The sequence below is a fragment of the Maribacter zhoushanensis genome (assembly GCF_029350975.1).
GTDB classification, from domain to species: Bacteria; Bacteroidota; Bacteroidia; order Flavobacteriales; family Flavobacteriaceae; genus Maribacter; species Maribacter zhoushanensis.
Window position 1 is genome coordinate 16,313 of the sequence record NZ_JARKMR010000008.1, and the last position, 19,697, is coordinate 36,009.

Genomic DNA, 19,697 nt, shown 5'->3' on the forward strand with positions numbered 1-19,697 from the left:
TTTATTTTTTTTCAAAAACAATCAATGACTGATTTTGACTTTTTACCGCTTCATTAAAAAGCTCTTTTAATCCTTTATAATAACCATTGGTGTAATGGGCAGAATTCAAATCAAAAGTAAAAAATAAATTAAGGCTTCCCTTATTGTTATCAGATACATTTAGTTTTAGCATTCCACCATTATCCGGCATGCTAAAATTTTTATTTTCTGGCAACGACTTTACCTGATATCCTTCTGGTATTTTAACATTGAGAATGTATTGATACTTCATAGGATAACCAAAATCAACTGGATAATTTCTTTCTGAAGCAACGAACGGATTTTTATCAAAAAACTTTAATACAAACGGATTTAAATAAATGTTATCGCCCTGAATTAAATTCTCAATTTCGAAATTAAATCTCTCTGTAATTTTCTTCTCATTTGTGTATTTTGATATTGTTTCATGAGAAGTAATATAGAAATCATCTGAAATCTCTTCTTCTAATTTTTCAATATAACTATCTTCTTTTACAGTTGCCAAAACTTCATCTTGAGCAACCTTTTTGTAACCTGAATTTATTAAATCAAAAACCCCAGACAGCTTATTTTCATTTGGATCAATAGTCATTTGAGCGCGTAACATAACAGCATTTGACTTTTCTGGCACAATATCATACCAATAACTATTATTATCAAAATCCATTACCCTACCATAATAATTTAAACAACGAAAAGGCAGCATGCCGAAAGGCATATATTTATCAGTAGCATCTAACAAATAAGATTTGCCCTCAATATCAACTTTCGCAATTATGTAATTAAAATCATTCATAACTGGATGCGTCTTTTTTGGCAACCCTCTTTTCCGTGTAGCCATAACCATCATATTCGCTTTTATGTCTGCCGCGTTCAAGAGATTTATTAAAGCAATATTAATTTCTGCAACATTACCTTTTTTCTCATCAAAGGCTTTTTTAACCTTATTACCTTGCCAAATGCTATATTTTTCATTCCAGGTAAAATGATTTTTTACATATTCATAAATATTCTTGGCACGGGTAATTTCATCGCCCTCTGTCAATAAACTTTTATCTACATTTTTTTCAAAAAAACTCTTTTTACGAAGCTGACTTCCTATGTCCTTATCAGTTTTGAATTCCTTATCCACATCATCCCAAGATTTTGTGTACTTATCCGTACCACCATAAAAACTTTTATATTCAGAAAGTTCAAACTCTAACTTAGACCTATAGTTATTAGATGAAAGCATAAACTCCTCAGAATCTTTAAAAGCAGGTATATCATTCATAACATACTTTAAAGACTCACAATCACTATCATCTTTAGTACCCGGAAAACTAAAACAACCTTTTACAATATCTGCCTCATTAACATCTAAATTCAGCTCACCTTTTAAACTTCTATTATATAACCAATTACCTGGTATTTTAGCATTGAATTCAGAGTATAATTTGGGAATATCCGATTGAAATTCCCATCCCGTGAAATTAAAAAAGAAAGGAGATTGCATTTCGTATTCATATTCAATAATTGACCCTTCTTTAACATTAGGAAATGTGAATTTTGTCTGTGTCCATTTTTCATTGACTTCCTCATTGAAAAACTCACTAGTTTTAACAGAATACTTCATTTCTCCGTTATGTGTAAGCGCCTTTATATTTACAATTTTCTCCTTCCTCTTTTTGGAACGAAAAAGTGGTATTTCAATATTTGCATATTCAAATCCTTCTTTTTCTAGTATTTTAATTTTAGCATGGTATTTTGTTATTAAGTAGATGTAGTCATCTCTAATTTCAAAATAATTATTACCATATTCATAAAGATAAACCGCGGTTGCCTCTGAATCTTTTGCGTAAGAAGTAAATTCACCTTCTGATTTTGAAATAGCACCAAACTCTGGTTTTTCTTGGGCAACCATCTGGTTAGCCGAAAATAGTAAGGCAATAACGAGTAATACAAAATAGATGATTTTATACATTTGAGTTGATTGGTTTATTTTTCTAATTAGAAATTAGCTGTTGAATAATTAAGGTTATATATTTCTTTATGCTCTTAATAGCAGTTTCTTTCTATATTTTAGTTAATACTACTTTTTCTGTTTGTTTCTGTACAATTTGATTATAAAACTCTTTTATTGAAGTATAATAATCAGGAGAGAACATTGCATTTTTAATTTCATAACTACTAACCAATTGTATGTTATTTCCATTCTCTTTCATGGTGAAATTATAGATTCCTTTACCCTCAGGTAAACCAATCGCTAAATTCTCTGGCAAGTATTCTACTTTATATCCTTCAGGTATATTTAAACTGATGTTAATTTTCTCTGCTCTTGGAAATATAAAATCTATAGGGTACTCTCTTTTCTCCATTTTGAACGGATTTTCTTTTATTGCCAAAAACAACATAGGATCTACATATATTTTTTCTCCAATACGTTCTAATCCATTTTCATTTTCAAAAGAAATAGTTTCTACCATTGACAAACCAGGTACATTTAGATTCTTTACTTCTAAATTTAAAATTTCGGTATATGTTAACAATTCTGATTTTTCCTCCTTAATATCTTCAATACTTTTACTGCCATTCGTATCTCTATAATCATATGCTAAATTATCTGTTAAACTGGTTCGCATATTTCCATTAACCAAGCCATCTTCCTGAAGTTTAACATTCATAAAAATAGTTTTCGAAGAAATTTTCTTAGGACTAAGATCAATGGAAGTTGAAGTACCATCTTCCCTTACTAAACGTCCATACCAATTTATAGCCCGATTAGGCAGCTCATTTACTGCCAACATATTATTCGTAGCATCTAGCAAAATATAATCTCCATCATTTTCAATGGCAGCTATAACATAATTAAAACCATTAGTAGTAGGAAATAACGGGATACCATGTTTTTTGGTAGATACCAGTACAGGGTTTGCCTTAAAACCCGCGTACCTCAACATAGATGTCAACATTAAATTAATATCGGCAACGTTTCCTTTTTGCTCTTCAAGAGTTTTTTCAAATCCATTTTCACAGCCAAAACCATAATAACCATCCCAAACGATTTTCTCTTTCACATAATTATAAATCGACGCTGCCGGCTCTGCTTTATCTGTATATTTTGAAATTAATATATCGATATCTTTTCTAAAAACTTTATCCTTACTTAACTCTCCACCGAAATCATCATACTTGTAAATTACATTTGCAACATCTCCCCATGTTTGACTATACATTCTATAGCCTTCACTTGGAAATTTTGTAGATTCTAATTCAAAAACTATTGCACTTCTATAATTTTCAATATTATCTGTGTATTGTTCTTCTTTAAAAGCAGGAATATTATTAGCTGTAATACTATAATCTGTTTCAAAGTATTCGAGATTACCTCTTCTAATTCCTTGAGACTGCTCACCACCACCAAGAAATGCTTTAGTATCTCGTTCTTCTCTATACTGAAAATCAATCTTCTTTTTCTCTGTTACCTCACCAATTTTAACAGGATAAAACCCTCTAGTATTTTTCTTATAATTAAAATATTCTGGTATTTCAACCTTTATATCCACTAGGTTAACCGGTATGCCATACTGAACAACAAATGGCGCAATAGATCCTACAAAATCTGATGCAATTTCATATTCTATATCTATAATACTTCCTTCTTTGACATTTGGCAAAGTGATGGAAACTTTATCCTCATATTTATTAATATTTTGCGTAAACACACCGTCTTTCTTCAGTTTATCTTTGACTATTTTATTATTCTGAATATTAAATGTCAAACCCTCAACCCCATAAATTTTCTGTTTTAAAGCACCGTTATTACGTAACGGAACCGTTATAGTTGACCAACTCAATCCCGACTTTTTGTAAATTTTAATTCTATAATGGACCTTACGTGAATAGTTAAAACCTTTTTCCGGATTATAGTCGTAAACTAAGCGCTCTTTTTGAAATAAAATAGCTGCATCGGCTTCTTTGTCAAGGCTATGCTCCTTCTGCCTTACCTCGTCCATAGATACCTTGCCAAATTTCACTTCACTGGATTGTGCATTTACAAAAAAGGAACATAAAGCTAAGATGATTGTAATATGTAATTTCATTGATTTTTTACTTTTTAATAAATACAATTTTAGATGCGTCAACTCTAGAAATAGTTTTTCTGAAATCTCTATAATTATCATAGTTGATTTTTGAAAATTTACCAGGCTTCAATAATAATTTTCTCTTATAGCGTAATGTTGATTCTGATATTTGCTCAACACTAACTTCAAATTCACCAAACTCATTACTTAATTTAGTCTGCTTTAAATTTGACTCTATTTTATAACCTGCTGGTATTATTATCTCAAAATCATCTTCATCTAAATACCCTCTTTTAATTACTACATCGCGCTTTCTATCTTTACTTCTTTTAGGAACATATTCATTTCTATTTAACATGTTTGGAGCAAACAGTAGACGCTCACCCGCCCTTGATAAATAACCAGATGTTATAATATCAATATTTTCCGTTGTGATAATATTATCCCTGTCGTTTTCGATACTATGGTTTAGAATATGAACGTCATTAACATAATCCCAATAATCTTTGTAATATTTCTCTACATCTTCTTTACTTTCATTAGACAGACCATATTTTTGATTATACTGTATTCCTGTACTTTTTATTTCTACTCGTGCCTTAACCTCACTTTCGCTAATTGTAATTTTAGCTTTTGTAATTTGCTTACTTTGTTCTGGAGCATAATGTCTAGACTTTACCATTTCACCACCATTAGGACCCACTTTTAACACATACCTATCGTCAGTAAATGTGCCTGAAAAATTTGCCGGTACTACTTGACTTGTGCATTCCAACCAAAGTTCTTCATCGGCTAACGGAACATTCAAAAAGGCATGATTCCCTTGTAATGAAGGAAAATCAAAATCTAAACTCCGCATATTTGGACCTGCCGAAACAATGGTATAATAAGATTCAACACCTACGGCTTTCAATAAAGACATCGTATAATTCGTTAACCCTTTACAATCACCATACTTTACTCTATCCACTTCTTTAGCACTAATAGGCTCCCAACCACCTATGCCCATTTGTACACTGATATACCGCGTATTGTCTTGAACAAATTGATATATTATTTTTATCTTTTCTTTTGGGTCGTTTACACCTCTTACCAAAGTCTGTACTTTTTGAATGGTTGATGGACTAAGCTCTCCTCGCCCCTTTAATAGAGAGTTGTATATCCAACCTCCGAATTCTTTCCAAGTTGTTGCATGACCATCTACCCCTTTTAGATGAAAATCTTCTAATGCGAATTGAACATTAGGAGCAAAATCTATTAGTGCTGGGTCCAAATCTTCTGAAGTTATAGCTGGAATATTTTTTACAGAATAATTTACACCCGTTCCACTTACATTACCTGTAACACCAAAAGATTCTAAATTATTTTCTTTGTGACGAAACTTTAAATTAGAAGGTAAATTAAGGGTAAACTCACTTATTTCTACACTAACCTTATAACCATCTAAAAAATACCATCTTGGCATAAAAGCAGTGTCAGAAGTAGTGTATTTGGTAATAACTTCAGCTGTATATGGGTATTTTGTGGGCGTATAATTAAGATATTTTATACGTGAATCTGAATATAACGTACCCTCTCCAGTAGCTGTTTGGTCAACGAAATCTTTTTCTTTATAACTTTCAATTTCTTTACCATTAGCATCGTAAATGGTTAAAGATAATTTTTTAATTGAGGTTTCTTTATCGTAATAAGCCATAGCATGCACGGCCTCTACTCCTTCTTCATTTAAAACAGTTACAATTCTTGATGAATTAACCTCCATAAAATCTGAAGATTTTACATCGACAGTCATTTGGTCCAATCGCACAATTGCGTCAGCATTTTTTAAAAGCGAAAGGTTTAATTTAGAAAAGTTATTATCTTGAGCGGATATAGTATCGCATGATACTATAAAAATTAGTAATAAGAAAATGCGCATGTAGTTTGGTAAGCTGGTTTTTAACAGAACGTTAAAATAGGCATATTTCTTACAAAATATTAAGAAAAATTTTCAAATCCTAAGTTTTATGCTTCGTATCTATAAGTATAGTAACCGGTCCGTCATTCAACAGTTCCACCTTCATATCTGCTCCAAAAATTCCGGTTCCTATTTGTTTGCCGAGCTTATTTTCTAAGGTTTTTATGAAAGACTCATATAGAGGTATAGCCACCTCAGGCCCTGCTGCTCTTATGTATGAAGGGCGATTTCCCTTTTTAGTGCTGGCATGTAAGGTAAATTGACTTACCACAATGGCATCTCCATTTATAGAAAGCAAAGAGTTGTTCATGACACCTTCATCATCATTAAAAATACGAAGGTTAGCTATCTTATTCGTTAACCAGTCAATATCAACTTGAGTATCTTCATTCTCAATTCCTACAAAAATGAGCACTCCTTCATTTATGGAACTGATCTTTTTTTCTTCAACCGTTACACTGGCTTTTGATACGCGTTGTATTACTGCTCTCATTTTTTCTCGTCGTGTATATCTACCCTATAATTCTCATCTTCACCTTTTATCATCTGTAAGTAACTATTATACCTACTCCATGCAATATCACCAACATCTAAGGCATCTTTTACGGCACATTTTGGCTCATCTACATGAATGCAATTATTAAATTTACAGTCTTGCTTCAGTTCAAAAAACTCAGGAAAGTAGTTTCCTATTTCCTCTTTTTCCATATCTACAATTCCGAATCCTTTTATGCCTGGCGTATCAATAATCCGCGCGTTAAAACTTAGATCGAACATCTCTGCAAAAGTTGTTGTATGCTGTCCTTGTGCGTGTTGTTGAGAAATTTGTTTGGTCTTAATATCTAAATCTGGCTCTATGGCATTTACCAAGGTAGATTTACCAACCCCAGAATGACCGGAAAACATTGAAGTCTTACCCGCCATCATTTCTTTGACCTTATCTACATTTTTCCCTGTTGCCGCAGAAATACCTATACAGGTATAACCTATATTACGATATAATGCCGCCAAAAACTTAATTTCATCTAACTCTTCTGGAGCATACGTATCTACCTTATTGAAAAGCAGTACTACAGGAATTTCATAAGCCTCTGCTGTAATTAAAAAACGATCTATAAAAACTGGATAGGTAGGCGGATTGTTCAAAGTGACCAATAAAAAAACTTGATCCAAATTAGCTGCTATAATATGTGTCTGTTTAGAAAGGTTCACAGACTTGCGAATAATATAGTTTTTACGGGTTTCAATTTCATTGATAATACCAATGGTATCATCTCCAATGGTCTCAACCTCAAAGCGAACGCTATCACCAACAGCAACCGGATTTGTACTTTTAATTCCCTTTATTCTAAACTTACCTTTTATTCTACATTCATAAAAATCGCCATTTTCTGCCTTGACAGTATACCAACTTCCCGTAGATTTATAAACAATTCCTACCATTTACCCTAAAATCCTTCCTTTTATACAAAGTAACTGCTTTAAATATAAAAATTAATATAAATTTGAGATTAGAACTATTATATTAAATAATAACCAAATTCAAGAAAATGAAATTCATTAAAAAATCACTGCTGATATTAACTCTATCTGTATTCACTTTTGGTACGGCCCAAGAAACCATAACCAATGAATCTGTTATACAAATGGTTGAACTTGGTTTCGACGATTATATGATCATTGATAAGATAAATACTTCTGATGTAAAATTTGACGCCTCTATTACCGCGCTTGGTCAAATGAAAAATGCTGGTGTTTCTTCTGAGGTGTTATCATTGATAATGGACAAATCGAAGCAGAATACTAAATCTAAAACTGGTATCTATTATACAGATGCTAGCGGAGCTGATAAATTAGTACAGCCTAGTGTATTTTCTGGATCAAACTCTAACCAAGTTGCCCAAAAATTAGTTTCTGGTTTAATCAATGCCAAGAAAAAGGCACAATTACCAAAAACAAAATCTAACAATGTCATTCATCAAAGTCAACCTGAGTTTACTTTCATATTCGACCCTAGTGTAACCGAAGTTGACAACATGCAGAACAACCAAGGTAACAATGCAGGTATTTTTAACTGGTGGTTTAGAATGGCCAGTAACCCTAACGAGTTTGTTTTAGTAAAACTTACGGTTAAAGAGAAAAAGAACCTTAGAGAGGTAATTACAGGAAAAAGTAGTTGGATTACAAGTAGCAGCGGTATTGACCCTAAATACGCACTTAACTTTGCCATTGAAGAAATTGAAGGTAATAAGTTCAAGGTTACTCCAGATAGTTTAGAGCCAGGTGAATATTGCTTTATTTACCAAGGTCAAGTACCTCAAGGTAGAGAGAACCAATCTGTTTTTGATTTCTCTATTCAATAAACAAAACATACTTCATTAAAAAAGCCCGGTACAAACCGGGCTTTTTATTTTTACTTATTTAAGACTATTGCGCTAAATTAATTTCAACACGTCTGTTTTTCTGTCTTCCGTCTTTATACATATTTGTGGCAATTGGTTTGCTTTCGCCGTATCCCACTGCAGTTAATCTTGCTGGAGAAATACCACCGTTAATCAAAAACTGTAATACTGCCTGAGCTCTTTTCTCAGATAACTTTTGGTTAGTAACTTCTGAACCAATACTATCTGTATGGCCTTCAATAGTAAAATTGGCATTAGGATATTCATTTAAGATACTTATGATATCTACTAATACAGGTGTAGATGCATCTTTAATAGTAGATTTACCTGTATTGAACAAAATGGTCTTGGCATATTCGTTCAATGATTTTTGAACCTCCGCAGTAACTACAGGCTCTGGACAACCGTTGTTTGCCACCGTACCCATTTCATTAGGACATTTGTCATCTTTATCAATTACTGAATCACCATCAGAATCTGTCCAAGGACATCCATTATTCTCTACCGAACCAGCTTCGTCCGGACAATTATCTTCGTTATCCAAAATAGTATCACCATCACTATCTACCCATGGGCATCCGTTATTTTCTACCGGACCAACTTCATCTGGGCATTGATCTTCATTATCTAAAACAGAATCACCATCTGTATCTCCCCAAGGACAACCGTTATTTTCAATAGGACCCGCCTTTTTAGGACAACCGTCTTCTTTGTTTGGTATACCGTCCCCATCAGAATCTTTAGGTTGACCATAATATACAGGCACTTTTAATCCTGCATACACATCTGCTCCTTGAATTTCATTTTTAGTGAACGTAGAAATTAATGACCCTGAACCTATATACAAAGGTCCGGCACGCAATCCTGCACCTACTTGCAGACCGCTATATTGGTAGCTACTTACCGGTAAGTAAAAGCTAAACCATTTACTTTCAAAACGTGGCGTCAATGAAAATACATTCGCTGTTCTTAGATTATTTTCACCTGCAGAACGCATTGACAGATCGGTATTAAAATTCAAGTAAAAATTGTTCTTAATATTCCAATCTGCATTAAAATGTAATGCCGTAGGCAAACCCGCCTTTAAATCCTCTGTAGCTTGGGTAAATGTATATAAGTTCTGTAAATCATCAGAATCTTCAATATTATCATAATCATCTTGGGTGATGGTATTGTTAATATTATAAGTATCTACCAAGCTACCCTTATAATTTACCGAACCTACATCTGTAAGGGACAAACCAAATTTAAGTTTGTACTTATTTTTATCTTTCATTACGGTTTTCTCGCCGTCAGCACCTGTAACAACATAGTCTTCATAATCTGGTCTCCACTCGTAAACGAAACCTAAGTCGAAACCGAATCCGTTTACGTTTGGCACTTCATAATCATAACCATCTGCATCGTAATCATCTGCACGACCATAAATTAGATCTCCTGTAGATTCTAATGTTCCAATAGTAGAGTTATCTGGCAAGGTGGCACCATCTGCATCATAATCTATGGTTACATTTCTACCTGTTACATAGGCATTACCAAATCCCTTTAAGTATTTTAATGAAAGTCCACCTTTTAAAAAGTGTTCTTCGTTATTCATTAATTCTTGCGCATAGGTAATACCTACTTCTGCCCAACCGTGACCCGCCGCAAAAAAGTCGCCCTCGTTCACTAAAAAATCTTGACTTTCATCAATACTATCATCTAGGTCATCAATGCTTTCCCCGTTAAATTCATTGCCGGTCACAAAACTTCTTGCCCTAGTAAAAACGGCAATGGAAGATTTCTTACCTATATTGAACATAAACGAAGGACCTAAAATATCTACATTACCCGAAAAATTGTTGTTATCTGAAAGAGATAATGTGGCGTCCGTATCATACTCAAAATCGCTAGAAATTAAGTTAGAATAGCCAACACCTACATAATCATTCGCTAAAAATGCACTTACACCAACTAAATTTATATCTGTCTTAAAACGGCTATCGGCAATATTCGCCGGATTGGAAATTACACTGTTGACTCCACTATAATTATCTGTCAAATAACCTACGTAAGACTGTGCTTTAATGGATACCGTAGCAACCAACATTATGGCAACTAAAATTACTTTCTTCATACTTTTGTTTGGTTAAAAATGGTTCTTTAATCCCCTTAACGACTCTTATTTAAGGATATTGTTAAAATGTAGCATTTTTCTTACTTTTTAAAATTTGAACATAAAAAAACATCCGCATATTACGGATGTTTTGTTTTTATAAAGTTAAGCCAACTTTAAGCGTTTACTATCTTCTCTTGGTGGTTGATAGACTCTTGGTGAATAGCCTTGAACATACGAAGAACAAACTCTTCACTTAGTCCTTTACTTTCCCCTTCTAGAATCATTGCCCCTAGAATTTGATTCCATCTATTAGATTGAAGTACTGCTACGTTCTTTTGCTTTTTAAGTGCTCCAATACCATCAGAAACCTTCATTCTTTTTCCTAAAGTCTCTATTAGCTGATTATCGATGATATCAATTTGAGCTCTTAGGTTACTTAATTCTGAATTGTATTCCGCTTCTGGATCACTTTCTTTTCTGATTCTAAGATCTCTCATGATCTGAACCAATTTCTCTGGTGTAACCTGTTGTGCAGCATCACTCCATGCGTTATCTGGATCGTGGTGTGTTTCAATCATCAACCCGTCAAAGTTCAAATCTAAAGCTGTTTGCGATACATCAAAAATCATATCTCTCTTACCTGTAATATGCGAAGGATCGTTTATTAACGGAAGATCAGGGAACTTGTTCTGAAATTCAATAGCAACTTGCCATTCAGGTATATTTCTATATTTTGTTTTCTCGTAAGTAGAAAAACCCCTGTGTATTGCTCCTAATTTTTTAATACCTGCAGTATGCAATCTTTCAATACCACCTAACCATAGCGCTAAATCTGGATTTACCGGATTTTTAACTAATACAATCTTGTCTGTACCTTGTAAAGCATCTGCCAATTCTTGCATGATAAACGGACTAACGGTTGATCTTGCTCCGATCCACAATAAATCGATATCATGCTCTAACGCCAACTCTACGTGTGCACGGTTTGCAACTTCCGTAGCTGTCTTTAAACCTGTTTCTTCCTTAACTTTTTGCAACCATTTTAGCCCTAAAGCACCAACACCTTCAAAATTTCCTGGGCGAGTACGAGGTTTCCAAATACCAGCTCTGTAATAGTTTACATCGGTATCTTTTAGAGAGTGTGCTATACCTAACACTTGTTCCTCTGTTTCCGCACTACATGGCCCTGCTATTACTAGTGGATGGTCAAGGTTTAAATCATCCAACCATGTTCTCATTTGTTTTGAATTTTCCATTTTTACTTATTCTATTTCTTGTTTAACGGTATTTCTTTTTAATATTCCTTTAATCTTATTCGTATTATTCATTTCATTATAAATGCCTTCATAATCATCTTTCAACAACAATTCTTTAAACGCCGTAAGATTTTGAATGTACTCTTCTAATGTCTCTACTACATTCTCTTTGTTCTGTTTAAAAATTGGTGTCCACATGGCTGGCGAACTCTTTGCCAAACGCACCGTACTTTCAAATCCACTACCAGCCATATCAAAAATATCGCGCTCGTTCTTTTCTTTTTCTATTACTGTTTTACCCAACATAAATGAACTTATGTGAGATAAATGAGATACGTATGCTATGTGCTTATCATGTGCTACAGGGTTCATATAGCGTATTCTCATACCTATTGCTTGAAAAACCTTTAAAGCTCTTTCCTGAAGCTTAAATGCTGTTAATTCAACCTCGCAAATAATATTTGTTTTATCCTTGAACAGATTATTAATAGCTGCAGACGGACCTGAAAACTCTGTTCCTGCAATAGGGTGGCAAGCCAAAAAATTTCTTCTCTTTGGATGATGCTCCAACACCTTACAGATCATAGATTTCGTTGATCCAACATCAAAAACCACACAATCTTCATGAACGGCATCTAAGATCACCGGCAACTCCTTTACCATTACATCTACAGGTATACTAACAATTACCATATCAGCAGATGGCAAATCCTTGTAACTTGCTTTTTTATCTATGACACCCAAACTGATAGCTTCTGTTAAGTGACCGTCATTGGTATCTATACCATAAATAGTAACGTTTTCTTGAGTAGACTTTATGTCTTTTACCAGAGAACCTCCTATTAAACCAATACCAATTACAAATACATTCATTTTAAAGCTACGCTTACGTTATTACTCTATTTTATTTCAAATAATCCAGATTACTCAAATCTGCTTATTGCTTCCTCTATTTTATCTTTTGGTATACAAAGTGAAAAACGAATATAACCTTCGCCATTACTTCCAAATATGGTTCCTGGGGTAATGAACAGATCTTTTGTATACAATATATTATCTATAAACTCTTCTGACGACACACTATCTTCAGGTAGTTTTGCCCAAACGAACAACCCTACGGCATTTCGGTCATATGTACAACCTAGCTTATCTACCAATTTAAAAATCAACTCTCTACGTGAATTATATACAGCGTTTAAATCAGCAAACCAGTCTTCACTACTTTCCAATGCTGCTATAGCTCCTTTTTGTATTCCGTAGAACATACCAGAATCCATATTACTTTTCACCTTCAAAATTGCATTAATATGCTCTTCGCTACCCAATACAAAACCTACACGCCAACCGGCCATATTAAAGGTCTTGCTCAATGAATTTAATTCTAAACAAACCTCCTTTGCATTAGGAATACTTAATATACTTGCCGGCTTATCATTTAAGATAAAGCTATACGGATTATCGTTTACCAATAGAATACCATGCTTTTTGGCAAAGGCTACTATTTTTACAAACTGCTCTTTTGTTGCCGTAGCACCTGTTGGCATATGTGGGTAACTTAACCACATAATTTTCACCTTTGATAAATCTTGCTTACCCAAAGCCTCTAAATCTGGAAACCACCCAGTATCTGCGGTTAGGTCATAATACTTAGGTAACGCACCTACCAATTTCGTTACTGACGTATAAGTAGGATAACCAGGATTAGGTATTAATACCTCATCACCTTCATTTAAAAAAGCAAGACTGATATGCATAATACCTTCTTTTGACCCCATTAAAGGCAAAATCTCGGTATCTGGGTCAGCAACTACATCAAATCTATTCTTATAAAAATTAGCAATGGCACCTCTTAATTGAGGTAAACCTTGATAACTTTGATATTGATGCGCTCCATTATCCAATACAGCTTCCTGTATTGCATTCAATACTTGCTGGGAAGGAGCCAAATCTGGACTACCAATACCCATATTAATGATAGCCTTACCCTGAGCCATTAAACCACGTACCTCTCTCAATTTTTTTGAGAAGTAGTATTCTTGTACGGTTTCTAACCTTTTAGCGGTTTGTATCATTGTCTTACATTTTTATATTCACCCAAAATCTTAAAGTCTTCTGCCATGATGTTCAATAGACTTTTTGCCTTTGAGAAATCAGCATAATCAGTAAATGTTACATCCACAAAAAATGCATATTTCCATGGTGTTTCTATTACTGGTAACGACTGTATTTTTGTCAAGTTCAATCGGCAATCGCTCATAACATTAAGCACAGCAGCCAAACTTCCCCTTTTATGGTCGGTAATGAACCTTAATGAAGCCTTGGTAATCTCTACCTCTGGCAATGCATCATTTTTTGTTTTTACAATGATAAAACGAGTGGCATTATTTTTAATAGTCTGTATGTCGCTCGCTACGATGTCCAACCCATATAATTCTGCCGCAACGTTTGGTGCTATGGCAGCTACATGCTTTAATTCCTGTTCTTGAATTCTCTTTGCAGTCTCGGCCGTATCTACATCTTCTACCAATTTTATATCTGGATATTGCCTAAAATATTCTTTACACTGCAGTAATGCCATTGGGTGAGAACTAACTTCTTTAATATCTTCTATTTTTTGCCCTTTCAGCATCATTAAATTATGATGGATGTTTAAATAATACTCCCCGATAATATGTAGGTCATTATGATTTACCAATGCGTAATTCGGTATTATTGAACCCGCAATAGAATTCTCGATTGCCATTACACCTTGGTCAGCTTCTTTAGATAATAATTTATCTACCAAAGCATCAAAAGAAAGACACTCTATCAACTCTATATCATCACCAAAACAATCTTTTGCTACTTGATGGTGGTTGCTTCCTTTAATTCCCTGAATGGCTATTTTTAAACTCATAATTCTAATTTCTACTAACCTGCAAACCTTTTCAACTTTATCAAAACCCCAACTTTAAAATTTACTGTTGGTGCTTATATGATTTGACTTTTGAACAAAAAAAAGTTCCGATACATATCGGAACTTAGATTCTATTTTATATTTAAAATATACTACAACAGTCCCGTACCTCTCTTAAAAAAGAAGTAAAAATAAAAACCGTTCCAGAAATATTGTTTTGTCATTGTGCTTGTAAACTTTAGCTAATGTAGTAATTATATTTAAAAACGGTCGTTTTCCGTTTTATTTTTTTAAAAAATTCAATATCTATCTCAAAAAGTGAAGTTTTTGTGTTAAAAATTAAATTAAACATGAATTACTCATTAAAATAAAAAAGACCTCTAATTAGAGGTCTTTTAAATATAATCAAGAGTTACGTTTTATTTTTTATTGAAAAAATATTCGTAAAGTTCTGTTTCACCATTAAAAGTATCTGATTCTGAAATAATTAATTCATTGGCTGAAAGTCTTATTTCTCCTTCTAACAATAAGTAACCTTCCGGCTCTACATCCGTATAAGTTTCACCGTCTTCCGTTTCTGTATATTCAAATTCAACCAAGGTCAAAACATTCTCCTCTTCGTTAAAAGCCCAGTTACCTGATGATGTATAAGACTCTCCACCATCTTCTTCATATATAACCTCACAAGCTTCATTAGATGCTGTGTAATCCAAGTTTTTATAATCAGATTCTTGGCTAAAGAAATAAGTCCCGTTTTCATTAAATGTAATTAGTAAATTATCAAGGGTATAGCAATCATCCAATTCCACATCTAATTGAGTTCCATTATCGCAAAATAACGTAGAATCATAACTATCACATGATTCTTCACCAACGGCAATTGTTTCTCCATTATCTATTTGTTTTGTAAAATCCCAGTCGCCCACAAGATTAACATTACCTCCCCATGATTCAACTGTTACACAAACTTCTACTGGCTGACTAATGTTACCTTGGCTGTCATATACACAAATTGCATAACAAAATGTTCCGGCAGGAACAGTATTAGAAAAATTGACATCAATTACAGTATCCTCATCTTTTTGAGTCGATGCACCTTTTTTTGTGAAAATATCTTTTCTTTCTTTTGATAAAAATTTACCTCCATAATAATTATCTGTAGCACTTGATGGCACATCAATATAACTATCAGCCATACCATTTTCATCAAACAATTGGATATAGGCTCCGGCAAAATCTGTAGGCGCATCAAATATGATTTCAAAACCATAATCTTGAAATGCGGTTTGTTTAGAATAATCTAAATTGAAGTCTATACCTCCCGTTGGCGTTACGCCACCATCATTCATTGTAGCACCATCAATTGCAATACCTGAGGAAGTAGCATTAATATCTAATAAATCTTCTTCTACTACATTAACTCCGTCTGGATCAATTTCATCGGATAGACTCTCATTAGCATCATCACTAGAACAAGAAAAGATGATCATACTTAAAAAGAACAGAATAAATAAATTGGTTTTTTTCATAATTAAAAATTGGTTAACATTTAATATTTACTAAACTAATATTAAGTACTAACTGTAAACTTGATTGAAAATTGTAAAAAACAAAGCAATATGTACCAAAGACGACTTTATAAAATTGAAATTAAATCTGATGAATACTTTAACAACATAAGCCTTAATTTAGGTCTAACCTAGTTCAATGTTCTCATAACAGCACCCTACTGAAAGTAAAAAGGTATAGTCCAAGTGAACTCTTTCACATCGCCCAAAGCTTTAGTGACAACCAAAGTATTGTTGCCTTTCTTTAATACATCTTTATCTATAAAACCAAGGATACCAAATTGCTCTGTAACAGCATGATCTTTCTTTAGAAAATTGATATTTAATAATTGACCGTTCAACATAATAGAATGGTATTTCTCATAACAATTGAGATAAAACTGGCGACCTTTTACAAGGTTTTCATCCGTACCTAAATTCTTATTATCAATGAATTCACCACATTTATCTTTTTGATAACTACGTTCATGACGAAAAACAGGAATAAATAACTTGACAGTTTCACTCTCTATAAGATCAGATTGAATTTGCGGAGTAAGCAAAAAAGTTTTATCAGGATTTTGATCAAAATAATAATTAGAATACATATACTCTTGATCATTTGGTTGTTGAAAAAAAAGATATAGAATATTAGTATCTACTATCTTTACAGCCGCCACAAACATCCCAGAAAACAAAAAGACTATAATTAAATATACTAACGATTTTTTCTTTTTAAAATTAGAACCAAACACCATGAAGACTTGCATAAAATAACGGTATAGAGGACCATAAGTTACCATTGATGTTAATTTAACTAGTTTAAACATCCAAGTTTGTACCCATACATTAGACTTATACTTTTTTAAATTTCCAATGACATTAAAAATCATTTGTAACACAAGCAGACCTGAAATTATAAATAGAGGTATTAGCAATATATAACTTGGAACATAATCTAATAACAAATTATAGATAAGCATGTAAACACTTAAAAACAAAGACATGTAGGAGTAAATCAAAAGAATAGTAAATGCCGCTGAAAAAATGACACTACATAATTCATCTACTTTTTGAATAGTATCTTCTTGTTTAGGTATTATCCCTAAAATCTTTTCAGTATAAATTTTGGAGTATATACTATCCTCAACACTATAATCTGAAAAAACTGAATTTAAACCAACTAATCCTATCCAATACGCACGTAAAAAGAAGTGAATTACAAACATTGATACAAGAACACTAATAGCAGCTAGCCCCATAAAAGAAATCATATATCCATAGATATACTGTTCAATAGGCAATAAATCTATGTATTTATTTGTAGCCCATTCTATCAACCCAAATAGTTGAAACGTACCAAAAATAGCAATTGCAGAGACTAGCAATTCTGCTTCCCAACTTTCTTCTTTAAGTCGTTGCAGCCATTTTATATTCTTTTTATTTTCTACAATTGGTGTGGTTTCTGGTGGTAAGCTCATTCTGTATTAAAAATCTCACGGTTAGTGAGACTAATATACCCTTTCTTTAAAAATTAAAAAACATTAAATCACTAAGAATCAACTTCGTCAAAAAAGGAATTGATTACAACATCTAACTCTCGTTGTATTTTTGAATCGGTACTATTAATCAGTATGGAGAATACCAATTGCTCTTCTGGATAAACAAAAAAATTTGAATAACCACCAACTCCGCTACCCACATGACCATAGAACTTTCTGCCCTTTGCATCTTCACTTACCTGCCAACCTAATCCGTAATATGTAGAATTATCATTTATGTGCTGAGCAGTTAAAAATTGATTTAAAATCCCATCATCGATTTGAACCGTTTTATCTAAAAATGCTTGTCCGAAATTTACAATATCTTCTGACGTAGACAAATAACCGCCACCTGCTAATTTGTAAAAATTATCTACAGGTATCGCTTTTCTAAATCCTGAAAAGGCTTTTGTATAAAATGTGGTGACATGGTGCCTATCATTGGATGCTGTAATAGCATTAACCGTAATATCAGTTTGACTACGCTCCGGGTGACAGGCCGGAGTATACGTATTCAACAACCCTAAAGAATTTAACACCTTTTCTTGTACATATTCTTCAAAAGGAATTCCGCTAGCTCCTTGCATAGCTGCAGAAATCATCACCCAATCAAAACTATTATACAAATACTCGGTTCCTGGTTTATACACCAATGGGTCATTAGCTAATAACACAAGACTATCCGTTATACTAAAAGGCTCGTTCAAAGCAAATTCCTTTCCTCTGTAAACACGAATACCTGCGGTATGACTTGCTAATTGCCTAATGGTAAAATCCCATTCTTTTCTAGGGAAATCTGGCACATAAGAATAGAATGATTCATCCAAATCAATTAGCCCATCTTGTACCATGTGTGCCAACGCAGTTGCCGCAATAGGTTTAGAAACACTGGCTACCCTAAAAACTGATTGTTTAGGATCAATTCTTTTTTTCTGTTCCAAATCAGCATAGCCAAAACCTTTTTGAAAAATTGTTTTCCCTCCTTTTAAAACGGTAATTGCAATACCTGGTACTTTTTCGGCATTGACTAATTCTTGTAATAAAAAATCCGCTTTCACTAAACCTTTTAAATGAGCATCATTGGCTAAAACACGTTTAGCAGCAAATACATTTTTCAAGTATTTAATGATTGGGTTCATTCCACAAAAATAAGTTTGCCATTAAACAACTCTTCTATTTCTACCGTAGGCGGCCTATTATAACTTTTTAAATCTCCAGTACCTCTTAGCACTCCAGTTAAACTTTCTTGCGGATTTACCAGAATATCATTAGACCCTCTATGATTAACGCTTACACGCTGTGTCAACAATTCTTGAGCCTCTATTCTTGAATCTCCTGCCGCTATGCTTATAGTAAAGCTCTCTGCATTTCCTTTTAAATTGAAATAAGAAATTCCGTTGCTGGTAATACTCAAACTCGCTACATCTAATTCTAAATTAAATTCCCCGTCTGTGGTTTCAGCCTCTGGATCAGTAAAACTCTCTGACAGCAAGCTTAATCTCTCAAAGGCTAATACTCCTTCACTCTGAATAGGTGAACCCGTGCTACTGCGAATACTAGTCAAATTTGGAGTGGTTACATAAACGACGGTAGTGCCATAATCCCGCACATAATTACAGTCGTTGGTATCGGTCAACAACAATTGTCCTTCTTCAACAACGGCTGATACTTCATTGCGAAGATTTTCTCCTGTTTCAATTTCTACTTTTTGATTATCGCCTTGCTTTACAACCAGGGAAACATTTTCAAAAACCGTTATAGAAGTAAATTCATCTACTACAACCTCTTCACGAAATATCTCTCCAGTACTTTGAAAACAATCTGAAGCATTTTCAGAATCGCACGCAATAAAAAACAGCAACAGCATAGATAAAGCAATTAGGCTACCTACCGGTTCCAATCCCTTAAAATTCAATTT

15 protein-coding genes are annotated in these 19,697 nt (G+C 33.5%); 1 reads left to right on the top strand and 14 read right to left on the bottom strand.

Annotated elements, in window-relative coordinates; translation table 11 throughout:
- Position 1: 1 nt before the first annotated feature.
- From PXD56_RS17135 to rsgA, 5 genes are all read right to left on the bottom strand, one after another.
- A complete protein-coding gene (locus PXD56_RS17135; protein ID WP_276494556.1) occupies positions 2–1,981 on the bottom strand; it encodes a transglutaminase domain-containing protein in 1,980 nt (659 codons plus the stop codon).
- Positions 1,982–2,072: 91 nt separating this feature from the next.
- Positions 2,073–4,100 (bottom strand): transglutaminase domain-containing protein, encoded by a 2,028-nt coding sequence (locus tag PXD56_RS17140; RefSeq protein ID WP_276494557.1) that lies wholly within the window; start codon positions 4,098–4,100, stop codon positions 2,073–2,075.
- A 7-nt stretch (positions 4,101–4,107) separates the two neighbouring features.
- Positions 4,108–6,000 carry a DUF3857 and transglutaminase domain-containing protein gene (locus tag PXD56_RS17145; protein ID WP_276494558.1) on the bottom strand — a complete coding sequence of 631 codons (1,893 nt, stop codon included), beginning with the start codon at positions 5,998–6,000 and terminating at the stop codon, positions 4,108–4,110.
- 79 nt (positions 6,001–6,079) lie between these two features.
- Positions 6,080–6,532: a D-aminoacyl-tRNA deacylase gene (dtd, locus tag PXD56_RS17150; protein WP_276494559.1), complete on the bottom strand. Its 453-nt coding sequence runs from the start codon at positions 6,530–6,532 to the stop codon at positions 6,080–6,082.
- Positions 6,529–7,482, bottom strand: a complete 954-nt coding sequence (rsgA, locus tag PXD56_RS17155) for a ribosome small subunit-dependent GTPase A (RefSeq protein ID WP_276494560.1) — start codon at positions 7,480–7,482, stop codon at positions 6,529–6,531. The genes dtd and rsgA overlap by 4 nt, the downstream gene beginning before the upstream one ends.
- Positions 7,483–7,589: 107 nt before the next feature.
- Here rsgA and PXD56_RS17160 point away from each other — a divergent pair, with 107 nt between their 5' ends.
- Positions 7,590–8,402, top strand: coding sequence for a hypothetical protein (locus tag PXD56_RS17160; RefSeq protein ID WP_276494561.1), 813 nt, complete (start codon positions 7,590–7,592; stop codon positions 8,400–8,402).
- 64 nt (positions 8,403–8,466) lie between these two features.
- On the opposite strand, the gene PXD56_RS17165 is transcribed toward PXD56_RS17160, so the two are convergent.
- The 9 genes from PXD56_RS17165 to PXD56_RS17205 all read right to left on the bottom strand — a co-directional run bounded on the left by PXD56_RS17165 (position 8,467) and on the right by PXD56_RS17205 (position 19,694).
- Positions 8,467–10,557, bottom strand: a complete 2,091-nt coding sequence (locus PXD56_RS17165) for a DUF5723 family protein (RefSeq protein WP_276494562.1) — start codon at positions 10,555–10,557, stop codon at positions 8,467–8,469.
- Positions 10,558–10,712: 155 nt separating this feature from the next.
- The gene (locus tag PXD56_RS17170; protein WP_036156262.1) at positions 10,713–11,795 is read right to left on the bottom strand and encodes a bifunctional 3-deoxy-7-phosphoheptulonate synthase/chorismate mutase type II; all 1,083 of its coding nucleotides are present in this window, start codon (positions 11,793–11,795) and stop codon (positions 10,713–10,715) included.
- A gap of 6 nt (positions 11,796–11,801) precedes the next feature.
- Positions 11,802–12,668 carry a prephenate dehydrogenase gene (locus tag PXD56_RS17175; protein WP_276494563.1) on the bottom strand — a complete coding sequence of 289 codons (867 nt, stop codon included), beginning with the start codon at positions 12,666–12,668 and terminating at the stop codon, positions 11,802–11,804.
- Between the two features lie 50 nt (positions 12,669–12,718).
- On the bottom strand, positions 12,719–13,867 hold the full coding sequence (locus PXD56_RS17180) for a pyridoxal phosphate-dependent aminotransferase (protein WP_276494564.1): 1,149 nt from the start codon (positions 13,865–13,867) through the stop codon (positions 12,719–12,721).
- Positions 13,864–14,691, bottom strand: a complete 828-nt coding sequence (locus PXD56_RS17185) for a prephenate dehydratase (protein WP_276494565.1) — start codon at positions 14,689–14,691, stop codon at positions 13,864–13,866. The genes PXD56_RS17180 and PXD56_RS17185 overlap by 4 nt, the downstream gene beginning before the upstream one ends.
- A gap of 419 nt (positions 14,692–15,110) precedes the next feature.
- The gene (locus PXD56_RS17190; RefSeq protein ID WP_276494566.1) at positions 15,111–16,220 is read right to left on the bottom strand and encodes a hypothetical protein; all 1,110 of its coding nucleotides are present in this window, start codon (positions 16,218–16,220) and stop codon (positions 15,111–15,113) included.
- 197 nt (positions 16,221–16,417) lie between these two features.
- On the bottom strand, positions 16,418–17,719 hold the full coding sequence (locus tag PXD56_RS17195; protein ID WP_276494567.1) for a hypothetical protein: 1,302 nt from the start codon (positions 17,717–17,719) through the stop codon (positions 16,418–16,420).
- A 71-nt stretch (positions 17,720–17,790) separates the two neighbouring features.
- Positions 17,791–18,918 (bottom strand): serine hydrolase domain-containing protein, encoded by a 1,128-nt coding sequence (locus PXD56_RS17200; protein ID WP_276494568.1) that lies wholly within the window; start codon positions 18,916–18,918, stop codon positions 17,791–17,793.
- Positions 18,915–19,694 (bottom strand): head GIN domain-containing protein, encoded by a 780-nt coding sequence (locus tag PXD56_RS17205; protein WP_276494569.1) that lies wholly within the window; start codon positions 19,692–19,694, stop codon positions 18,915–18,917. The genes PXD56_RS17200 and PXD56_RS17205 overlap by 4 nt, the downstream gene beginning before the upstream one ends.
- Positions 19,695–19,697: the final 3 nt, after the last annotated feature.

Coding starts and splice junctions, on each gene's coding strand:
- PXD56_RS17180 (WP_276494564.1), bottom strand. CDS start 13,867: ATGATACAAACCGCTAAAAGGTTAGAAACCGTACAAGAATACTACTTC.
- PXD56_RS17165 (WP_276494562.1), bottom strand. CDS start 10,557: ATGAAGAAAGTAATTTTAGTTGCCATAATGTTGGTTGCTACGGTATCC.
- PXD56_RS17200 (WP_276494568.1), bottom strand. CDS start 18,918: ATGAACCCAATCATTAAATACTTGAAAAATGTATTTGCTGCTAAACGT.
- rsgA (WP_276494560.1), bottom strand. CDS start 7,482: ATGGTAGGAATTGTTTATAAATCTACGGGAAGTTGGTATACTGTCAAG.
- PXD56_RS17185 (WP_276494565.1), bottom strand. CDS start 14,691: ATGAGTTTAAAAATAGCCATTCAGGGAATTAAAGGAAGCAACCACCAT.
- PXD56_RS17190 (WP_276494566.1), bottom strand. CDS start 16,220: ATGAAAAAAACCAATTTATTTATTCTGTTCTTTTTAAGTATGATCATC.
- PXD56_RS17135 (WP_276494556.1), bottom strand. CDS start 1,981: ATGTATAAAATCATCTATTTTGTATTACTCGTTATTGCCTTACTATTT.
- PXD56_RS17140 (WP_276494557.1), bottom strand. CDS start 4,100: ATGAAATTACATATTACAATCATCTTAGCTTTATGTTCCTTTTTTGTA.
- PXD56_RS17170 (WP_036156262.1), bottom strand. CDS start 11,795: ATGGAAAATTCAAAACAAATGAGAACATGGTTGGATGATTTAAACCTT.
- dtd (WP_276494559.1), bottom strand. CDS start 6,532: ATGAGAGCAGTAATACAACGCGTATCAAAAGCCAGTGTAACGGTTGAA.
- PXD56_RS17175 (WP_276494563.1), bottom strand. CDS start 12,668: ATGAATGTATTTGTAATTGGTATTGGTTTAATAGGAGGTTCTCTGGTA.
- PXD56_RS17195 (WP_276494567.1), bottom strand. CDS start 17,719: ATGAGCTTACCACCAGAAACCACACCAATTGTAGAAAATAAAAAGAAT.
- PXD56_RS17160 (WP_276494561.1), top strand. CDS start 7,590: ATGAAATTCATTAAAAAATCACTGCTGATATTAACTCTATCTGTATTC.
- PXD56_RS17145 (WP_276494558.1), bottom strand. CDS start 6,000: ATGCGCATTTTCTTATTACTAATTTTTATAGTATCATGCGATACTATA.